This is a genomic window from Desulfuromonas acetexigens, assembly GCF_900111775.1.
GTDB classification, from domain to species: Bacteria; Desulfobacterota; Desulfuromonadia; order Desulfuromonadales; family Trichloromonadaceae; genus Trichloromonas; species Trichloromonas acetexigens.
In genome coordinates this window covers 1-8,707 of sequence record NZ_FOJJ01000017.1, presented here as the reverse complement: position 1 = coordinate 8,707, position 8,707 = coordinate 1, and the positions used below count along the sequence as shown (strand labels likewise).

12 protein-coding genes are annotated in these 8,707 nt (G+C 55.2%); 3 read left to right on the top strand and 9 right to left on the bottom strand.

The window, feature by feature from the left end:
* The 3 genes from BQ4888_RS08875 to BQ4888_RS08865 form a co-directional block, all read left to right on the top strand.
* Positions 1–381: SagB/ThcOx family dehydrogenase (locus tag BQ4888_RS08875; protein WP_140396628.1), on the top strand; the 381-nt coding region annotated here is incomplete at its 5' end.
* 20 nt (positions 382–401) lie between these two features.
* Positions 402–875 carry a phosphate-starvation-inducible PsiE family protein gene (locus BQ4888_RS08870; RefSeq protein ID WP_240746441.1) on the top strand — a complete coding sequence of 158 codons (474 nt, stop codon included), beginning with the start codon at positions 402–404 and terminating at the stop codon, positions 873–875.
* 53 nt (positions 876–928) lie between these two features.
* Positions 929–1,333, top strand: a complete 405-nt coding sequence (locus tag BQ4888_RS08865; RefSeq protein ID WP_092056545.1) for a hypothetical protein — start codon at positions 929–931, stop codon at positions 1,331–1,333.
* Positions 1,334–1,690: 357 nt separating this feature from the next.
* Here BQ4888_RS08865 and cobA read toward each other — a convergent pair whose 3' ends face one another.
* The 9 genes from cobA to BQ4888_RS08820 all read right to left on the bottom strand — a co-directional run bounded on the left by cobA (position 1,691) and on the right by BQ4888_RS08820 (position 8,537).
* Positions 1,691–2,455: a uroporphyrinogen-III C-methyltransferase gene (gene cobA, locus BQ4888_RS08860; RefSeq protein ID WP_240746440.1), complete on the bottom strand. Its 765-nt coding sequence runs from the start codon at positions 2,453–2,455 to the stop codon at positions 1,691–1,693.
* 61 nt (positions 2,456–2,516) lie between these two features.
* Positions 2,517–3,296: a precorrin-6A reductase gene (cobK, locus tag BQ4888_RS08855; RefSeq protein ID WP_092056542.1), complete on the bottom strand. Its 780-nt coding sequence runs from the start codon at positions 3,294–3,296 to the stop codon at positions 2,517–2,519.
* Complete coding sequence (cobJ, locus tag BQ4888_RS08850) at positions 3,293–4,000, bottom strand: precorrin-3B C(17)-methyltransferase (RefSeq protein ID WP_240746442.1); 708 nt, start codon at positions 3,998–4,000, stop codon at positions 3,293–3,295. The genes cobK and cobJ overlap by 4 nt, the downstream gene beginning before the upstream one ends.
* Positions 3,997–4,776 (bottom strand): cobalamin biosynthesis protein, encoded by a 780-nt coding sequence (locus BQ4888_RS08845; protein ID WP_092056540.1) that lies wholly within the window; start codon positions 4,774–4,776, stop codon positions 3,997–3,999. Before BQ4888_RS08845 ends, cobJ begins: the two co-directional genes overlap by 4 nt.
* Positions 4,776–5,549, bottom strand: coding sequence for a precorrin-4 C(11)-methyltransferase (gene cobM, locus BQ4888_RS08840; RefSeq protein WP_092056538.1), 774 nt, complete (start codon positions 5,547–5,549; stop codon positions 4,776–4,778). Before cobM ends, BQ4888_RS08845 begins: the two co-directional genes overlap by 1 nt.
* Positions 5,550–5,580: 31 nt before the next feature.
* Positions 5,581–6,315 carry a precorrin-2 C(20)-methyltransferase gene (gene cobI, locus BQ4888_RS08835; RefSeq protein WP_092056537.1) on the bottom strand — a complete coding sequence of 245 codons (735 nt, stop codon included), beginning with the start codon at positions 6,313–6,315 and terminating at the stop codon, positions 5,581–5,583.
* Complete coding sequence (gene cbiE / locus BQ4888_RS08830; protein ID WP_092056535.1) at positions 6,312–6,950, bottom strand: precorrin-6y C5,15-methyltransferase (decarboxylating) subunit CbiE; 639 nt, start codon at positions 6,948–6,950, stop codon at positions 6,312–6,314. Before cbiE ends, cobI begins: the two co-directional genes overlap by 4 nt.
* Complete coding sequence (cbiD, locus tag BQ4888_RS08825) at positions 6,947–7,999, bottom strand: cobalt-precorrin-5B (C(1))-methyltransferase CbiD (RefSeq protein WP_092056534.1); 1,053 nt, start codon at positions 7,997–7,999, stop codon at positions 6,947–6,949. The genes cbiE and cbiD overlap by 4 nt, the downstream gene beginning before the upstream one ends.
* Positions 8,000–8,006: 7 nt before the next feature.
* Entirely contained in the window at positions 8,007–8,537 is a 531-nt protein-coding gene (locus BQ4888_RS08820; protein WP_092056532.1) for a precorrin-2 C(20)-methyltransferase, read from the bottom strand.
* Positions 8,538–8,707: the final 170 nt, after the last annotated feature.

The window sequence follows — 8,707 nt, the reverse complement described above, 5'->3', positions numbered from 1 at the left end:
CGGGTCGAGGGACTGGCGCCCGGCCTGTACCGTTACCTCCCCCTTGACCACGCCCTGTTGCTGGAGCAGACACCCGACCAGCTTTCGGCCCGGGTCGTCGCCGCCGCTCGGGGGCAGGGCTTTGCCGTGGAGGCGGCGGTGACCTTTTTCTGGACCGCCCTGCCCGAGCGCACCGAATGGCGCTACGGCGAAGCCTCCTACAAGGTCATCGCCCTCGACGCCGGACATCTCTGCCAGAATCTTTACCTCGCCTGCGAGGCCGTCGGCGCCGGCACCTGCGCCATCGCCGCCTACGATCAACAGCTGGCCGACGACCTGCTCGGAGTCGACGGCGACGACGAGTTTACCATCTACCTGGCGCCGGTGGGCAAGGTCCGTTAACCGGCCAATGAGGGACGACGATGAAAATGGAGCACGAAGACCAGCACGAAACCATCCACGAAGAGCTACCGGAACAGCACGAAGACCCCCTGATCCGCGTCCTACACCGGATCATCCGCGCCGCCGTCCGGGTACTGGCCGTGCTCATGGTGCTGGTCATCATCTGGGGGATCGGCGACGTGGTCTACGTCCTCTACCAGCGCCTTACCAGCCCGCCTTTCCTGCTGCTCAACATCAACGACATCTTCGCCACCTTCGGCGCCTTCATGGCGGTGCTGATCGCCATCGAAATCTTCATCAACATCCGCCTCTATCTCGGCACCAACGTCGTGCCCATCCGGTTGGTGGTGGCCACGGCGCTCATGGCCATCGCCCGGAAGGTTATCGTTCTCGACCTGGAAAAAATCGGCCCCGATTACGTCCTCGGCATCGCGGCGGTGGTTCTGGCCCTCGGCATCACCTACTGGCTGCTGTCGAAAAACCGGCCGGAGTAGACAGGTTCCGCCGAAAAAATTCTCTTTTGCTAAAGCCCCCCCACGGAGCCCCCATGTCTTACGATGCTATCGACGATGCCTTTCACTTTATCAGCGACGCCCCGCTCGGCGAACGGCGGGCCCTGGTGCACCGACCCAGCGGTAAAGTCTTTCTCGCTTCGCTCAAGGCGGGGTTCGACGAATGTCCGGCCGGGGCAGAAAGTGACCCCGACTACCTGAGCATCCCGCACCGGCAGGAACTCGATCCGGGCAAACCGCTGGTGCTGGAGTTCATCCGCGACAACTGTCCAGCGGAACTGGCGCGGGTCGAGGGGTTCTTCAATCGCCCCGGCGCCTTCCGCAACGTCAAGGACCTGCTGCGCCGCCGACATTTGCTGGACAACTGGCACATCTTCGAAATGGAGCAAATGGAGGCGCTGCTCAAGCAATGGTGCCTGGCCCAGGGGCTGACGTCGTGAGCGGCGGCAAGCCCGTTCCACCTATTTAACCGCCCGCAGACCCATGAGTTCGGCGACCTTCGGCAATCGATTGGCCTATGCGCGGCAGTGGGGTGATGTAGCTTATCCTTCGGCCCGTAGACTCTCTGGAGAATCAGCGGGGCCTTTTGCCATTTGACCGTACGGTCACATAGCCAGTGATTGATGCCTGGCATAAAATGTGCGATTTTTTTGTTTCCCGAGAAGTCTCTTAGAAACATGTGATGTTCACAAACAGAAAAAGCCTGAAATCAGAACCTTAATCGGCAAAGCCCGGCGGTTTGCACTGACCAAGTAAGATCAGGAGAGAGACAGGTCTTGTCTTTTTTCTTACTCCTTTCAGTCTTGGTTCCTATCGAACCAACGCAATTGATCCCGCATGGAGACAACCTCACCGACAATAATAACCGCTGGTGTCGGCACATTAATTTCGGCAACGTCTTGACATGCATTCCCCAAGGTAGTCGTCATCGTAAGCTGATCATCGGTAGTCGCACGACTTATAATAGCTAGGGGAGTCGCGTCTGAACGTCCGTTAGCCATTAATTCACGACAAATCGTGTTTAGGTTGCTTAGGCCCATATAGAATACCAAGGTGCCTTCTCCAAGAGCCAATGATGACCAGTTCAGTTTCGGTTCTTCAGCACTCTCACCCTTGGCATGCCCGGTCACCAGAGTGACGCTGGTGGTGCAATCGCGATGGGTCACCGGAATTCCGGCATAGGCTGCCGCAGCGAAACCGGCAGTAACTCCGGGCACGATCTCAAATGGGATCGACTGGCTTTGCAGGTATTCGGCTTCCTCTCCGCCGCGCCCAAAGACAAAAGGATCACCGCCTTTGAGCCGGACCACGATCCGGCCTAGGCAAGCTTTCTCTGCCAGCAACTGATTGATCTGTTCCTGGGGCAGCAGGTGGCTGCCTTTCTGCTTACCGACATATATCAACTCGGCGTCCTCTGGGGCTTCTTTTAACAACTCGACATTTACCAGTTTATCGTAAAGCACCACATCTGCTTTTTGCAGGCACTTTAATCCCTTTACGGTAATCAAGCCGGTGTCGCCTGGGCCGGCTCCAACCAGGTAGACCTGAGTTTCTTTATTCACTGAGCACCTCGGATTTATCCTCATTTTTTCAGACAGACTGTTATTGAAACGGCAACCAGCCTCATATCAGTTGCAGGAGTTCTCGAACCAGATCATCCATGCAGCCAAAACTGTTGCCCTGCTCTACCAGAGGACGTTTTACAACCACAAACGTACAACCTTCATCTCGAGCCGCACGCCATTTTTCATCGATTCCCCCGGCCCGACCACTCTCCTTACTCACAACAACACCGATCCGGTAGCGGCGAATCAGTGCAACATTGTCTTCGTAGGTGAAGGGGCCGCGGCCAAAGATACGCTGACTCTTTTCGAGGCCAGCATCATTGCTGGCGTTGATTGATTCGTCATGCTTCAGTATGCGTGCATAGAGGGGAATCTCGTTTCGACTTGCCTCTTGAACGTAGGGCCTCAGATTTCGTGATCCGGTCGTCAGCAATATTGGCCGTCCTGTTTCACACGCAAGCAAAGCTGCCTCTTGATGGTTTTCAGCAAACAACCAACCGACCTCTTGTACCTGAGACTCAGGTCGCTGAAAGCGTAAATAAGGCAAACCCGTTTCGTTACATGCATGACGGGCAGTTTGATGGACTTCACTCGCATAGGGGTGGGTTGCATCGACCAGAGCGAAGACACCTTCCGCAACGAGCAGATCTTTCATCTCTGCCAATCCCAAACGGCCAAAACGGCACCCGACCCCAGGATGTTCTCCAATAGGTAGAGGTTCATCTGTGGCGGTCGAGACCAGAACACGATATCCCACGGAAGCAATTTTCATGGACAGGGGCGCCGTTTCACTGGTTCCGCCAAGCAGAAAAACTTTTGGAGCAGATTTTTTCGTCATCGATAATATCCACGGGGAGTCACCATACGACCGCCCAATAGACAGGTGGTGCTGTTCCCAATAATGACGATGGAGCGCATGCCAACTTCTTGCCCGAGCAGATGATCCAGATCCGTCAAAACAAGGAATTGATCTTCTGTGCCAACCGCCGTCGCGATACCGACAGGAGTCGTTCCAGGTCGATATTGCAGCATTATCCGAGTCGCCTCTTCCAACTGCAGGACTCTCCTCTTGCTGCGCGGGTTATAAAGCGACACCACCAGATCTGCAGCAGCAACAGCCTCTAGACGTTTGACGATCAACTCCCATGGGACCAGCAGGTCACTTAGACTGATAGTCGCCGAATCAAGCATCAAGGGAGCACCCATCAGGGCCGCCGCAGAATTGGCCGCGGTAACTCCCGGAACAACCTCCATGTCAACGGTATCGTTATCCGCCGCCGCCATCTCCATTGCCAGGCCTGCCATTCCGTAAACACCGGCATCGCCGGATGAAATCAGACAGACTTTTTTGCCGGACAATGCCTCATTAATGGCTGCACGACAGCGCTCCGTTTCCTTCATCATCCCCGAGGTCAACACCTCCTGAGTCGTGAGCAAATCCCTAACGGCCTCAACATAGGGGTCGTAACCGACGACCACGTCGCAGGAACTGATAGCCTCGGCAGCACGGGGGGTGCGATCTTGAACACTGCCAGGGCCTATGCCAACGAGGAACAGTTTTCCCGGGCGATCGCCACGGTGATGCCGTTGAAGGCTGTTTTCTTGAGTATTAATGACGTTCTCCTTCCTGCGAGCAGCGCCGCAGGCTCGGCTACTGCGGGCAAATTGACTTTTTTCTGGACAAATTCCGATTCCACAAAAGGAAGGCTGCTGATGCGAATCTGTTCCGAATCGAGAATACGTAAGGGGATTTGAAGCTCCCTCGATGCCTGTAACAGGCCAGGCTCCCATGCTTTAACATCGGCGGTAGCCAGATATCGAACCTCCTCGAGGGTTCTGCCAACCATCGCAAGCGCAGCCCTTACGGCCTTGCAGATTTCATCTGCGCTTTTGCCTTTTCGACAACCGATACCGATAGTTAATGTTTTGACCGCCTCGGTGGTTGTTGAGATCACAGGTTCGGCGCCGGTCAGATTGGCGATGTTTATGGCCAGTTGATTGGCGCCGCCTTCATGGCCGCTGAGCAGACTCACGGCATGGCGGGACCCGACATCAAGACAGATAACTGCGGGATCCTTGAGCTTGTGATTAACCAAGGGGGCAATCGCCCGAACCGCCACGCCACAGGGAGCCACATAGACGAGCGCCTGGTAGCGACGGAATATCTCTTCCGTCAGGGCAAAGACTCGCTCGAAAACATGAACACCCTGGGGAGCTTCGATTGCCTGATGCAGATACTGATCAACCTGCATCCCCGCCGCGATCCGCTGCATGACCTTTAGCCCCTCAGGTGAAAAGGTGATCACCGCCGTGCTCATCAGGACTCTCCGTTTCCATCGTTCCCTGCCACGCGGTAGCCGTGACTGAAATCGCGATGGTAGAGCTTTGATATGGGCAAATCGCGTGCGAGTGCCTGACCCACTACGATCATGGCGGTTTTGGTTATACCGGCGCTCGTTACCTTGGTCGCGATATCGTTCAGGGTCCCTTCGATCACCTTTTGATCTGGCCAACTCGCCCTGTAAACCACCCCGACCGGGCAGTCCTCCCCGTAATAGGTCGCGAGTTCAGTGGCGACCTCATCAAGTTTATGCACTGAAAGGAAGAGACAGAGCGTTGACTCGATTCGGGCCAGATGTGCCAACTCCTGCTTCTCAGGCATAGGGGTTCGCCCTGAAGTACGGCTAAGGATAACCGTCTGGGAAATTTCAGGTGCGGTCAACTCCGTTTTCAGGGCTGCGGCGGCGGCCTGAAAGGAGCTGACTCCCGGCACCACTTCATAGTTAATGCCAAGCCTGTCAAGAATGTTCATTTGCTCGCGAATAGCGCCGTAGATAGAAGGGTCACCGGTATGTAGACGGATTACATCAATATTGCGCTCAAGTCCTGCAAGGAAAACCGTCTCTATTTCCTCCAAGGTCATTCCCGCTGAATCGTGTAGTTCACACGCTTCAGGAGTCAACCCCACCACCTCAGGGCTGACCAGAGACCCCGCGTAGACACACACCTGACACTCTTCTAGGATGCGGCGGGCCTTAACCGTCAACAAGTCAGGATCGCCTGGACCGGCACCGACAAAAAACACTTTCATCGCAATATTCTCCTTGTCGGCCACAAACGCATTAGGCCCGTGATTCTGATGCCTGCACAATAATCACTGCCAGATTTCCGGCATCTTCATCAGCGTCTCGCAAACACCTCAAATCGGTTTCAACCCTTTGCCCAGGCAATCCCGCGCGGGAGACAAAAACGCTTCTTTCCAGAGCACCGAGACGTTCCAGAACGTCTATAACAGCTTGCAGCCGTGCGCCGATTTTCATCAGAACCAAACCACGGCCATCGACAACCGCACTCTCGATCTCTGCCATGTCAGTGACCGCCGGCATCACGAGCAACGATTGCTTTCCCTGCCCAAGCGGAACATCAGTCAGGGCTGCCGCCATACTGTAAGCACTAATCCCTGGCACCGTCTCGATCGCTGCACCTGGATCAACATCACGTAAAGCCCGCAGAAGATAGATATAGGTTGAAAAAAGCATGGCATCCCCAAGAGTGACTAAGGCCACATCCTTACCGGAGCGCAACCGTGCGGCGATTTCAACCGCAGTCTCATGCCAATGCCGACTCCTCTCCGTCGTGTTTGCCGACAGGCAAAAAACAACCTCACGAATTTCGCAGTCGAAGCCTGCGTAACGTCGGGCCACCTCGCCGACATAACCCTGGCGACTGAATTTCGAGACCGGCACGTAAATACAGGAGCAAGAAGACAGCACCCGCACCGCCTTCAGGGTCAACAGTTCGTGATCACCGGGACCAACACCGACACCATAGAAGGTTCCGTGGTTTTGCCCCGTCATGACATTTCCTCCTTGGCTATCAACAGAATAATCGTGCGCGAGGTCAATTCGGCCGCGAGCAAACCGGTCGCGTCAAGCTCCGTGATTTTTTCATCTTCCCAGGTTAAATTTTCACAAGCGATAGCGGCATATGTATTTCCAAGAGCCTCCAGCATGGCGGCAGACCATCGTTTTGCGTTCTCTGTCCCAGCCAGAATGGCGATCTTTTTAAACCCAGACAGATCATCAACTGAACATTCCGGTTCACGCCCATGAGCACTAATGATCTTTAAATCGTGCCAATCGAGAGCAAGTCTCGCACAAGCGACCTGCACGGCACTGATGCCGGGTATCAGTCGGCAGCGCCGATGCCCGAAGCGCTTCAGCAGCGTACGAGCCAGGCTATAGAGACCTGTATCGCCACTGGTCAAGACCACGGTAGCTTTAGGACTCGCCTCCTCGATATGATTCAGAAGGGCCTCCATGTCTTTGCCGACGGCAAGCCGCTCCGCCACGGAATCCGGGAAGAGCTCGAGGAGATGTTGCGTTCCAACCAACAGCTCGGCAGAGGAAACGGCGTTTCGGACTGCTTCGGTTATATAATCCGGATGCCCTGGACCGCAGCCCGCGACAATTATTTTTCCGCTCTCTTTCATTGCCACATCTCCAGCGCACCGTCTCCACCCAGCATCTCGCCCTTGAGATTGATCAGCACGACTGCGATCTGTCTGTTGGACCTAAATGTATTGCAAACGGCACTATTAATCTTAGCGGCCAAAGCCTCCGCAACTATTTTCCGTTCAATTGGCTGCATTCCCAGCATGAACAGTCCTTCGACCGTCTGTTGCACTTCAATGCGTCTCGACAGCAACGATTCCGCCAGTATTGACACATATTCAATGGCACTGTCGGATTGAGTAGAATGGGTCTGCCATTGCCCCATGGCGAGCTTGCCCAGTTTGCCGGGATGACCGATCAACAGCAGCTGTTGAAAGTCATAAACTAATGAATTTTCGAGAACAAAACCCCATTCATTACTCACCTCGACAAGTTGTTGCGGGGCAAGATTAAAATAGTTCCGGGCAGCCCGACGACCTATATTGCCGGGAGTAAAAACCGGAGCAAGGGTTCCGGATGCGGCACAAATATCCATGGCGCACTTGAGAGAATCCTGCAAGGCTGCGGCGCTGAATGGGCGAACTCTCCCGCTGGTGCCAAGAATCGAAATACCGCCCTCTACACCCAGCTTCGCATTGAAGGTCTTGAAGGCCAGTGCTTCCCCTCCCTCGACGGAGACTGTCACATCCAGTCCCCAGTCGGTAACCTCACGCAAAGCCGCCTCAATCATTTTGCGCGGCGTCGGGTTGATTGCCGGTTCGCCAACCTCCAGCGCCAATCCAGGCAAAGTCACCAAGCCGACTCCTCGACCCGCGTGAAAGCAGACGTTATTATCGTTCCGCCTCGCAAGCCTTACTTCAATACGCGCGCCATTGGTCACATCGGGATCGTCACCTGCGTCCTTGACAACGACGGCGGCCGCGCCATTCGATTCCAAGCGCTGCTCCGCTAGGGCCCAAAGCAAGCGACCACCGTCCGGCAAAGGGATATCTACGGTGCCAACCCGTTCGTTACGGCACAACAGAAGCGCCGCCCCCTTTGCGGCCAAGGCAGCGCAACTGCCTGTACTGGCCCCTTCTCTCGTCATCCTTTATCTATCCTTCTGCCCAGGGCCGATTGCCGATCCGTACAATCATGGTGGTCATATAGTTCAGGGGCTGAGCCTGCCAGGAAGGCAAATCGTCAAGTACCAGTTCCCGTTCGCCCTGTTCACAGCAACTGACCAGCCGTGCGCGATCCAGTAGATTGTGGCGACACAGCAAATCCATCAAAGCGTCGATACAGGTTCCAGCCTTATACAGCACCAGGGTCTCACATTGTCCCAAGGCTCTCTCAACGGCAGAAAGATCCGTTGCCGACATCAGCATCAGTCGATCCTCCTGCAACGTCAAGGTCTCGGCAAATCGACTTGCGGCAATCTGAAAAGCACTGATTCCGGGAACGACGTGAATATTCGCCGCCGGCATCATTTCAGAAAGGCTTTGCAACAAGTAAGAGCTGGTGGCGAAGATTAGCGGGTCACCCAAGGTGATTTGCACTATGGACTCTCCGGCAGCGCAACGCCTGGCAACGTCTTCCGCGAAAAGATGCCAGCGCTTGCGAGATTTTTCCCCATTACGCTCCATCGGGTAGTTGTTGACAATGATCTCCTGCCGGCCGACAAAAGGACGGTCGTTGTCAAGGAAGTTGTCGCATTTTCATGCGGCGTTTTGTTTGAGCAGAAGTCGATCTTGGGACGACTTCTGGAGATTCAGGGTGACCACTGCGGGTCGGCTCCAGTTTCGGCAGTCGCCTG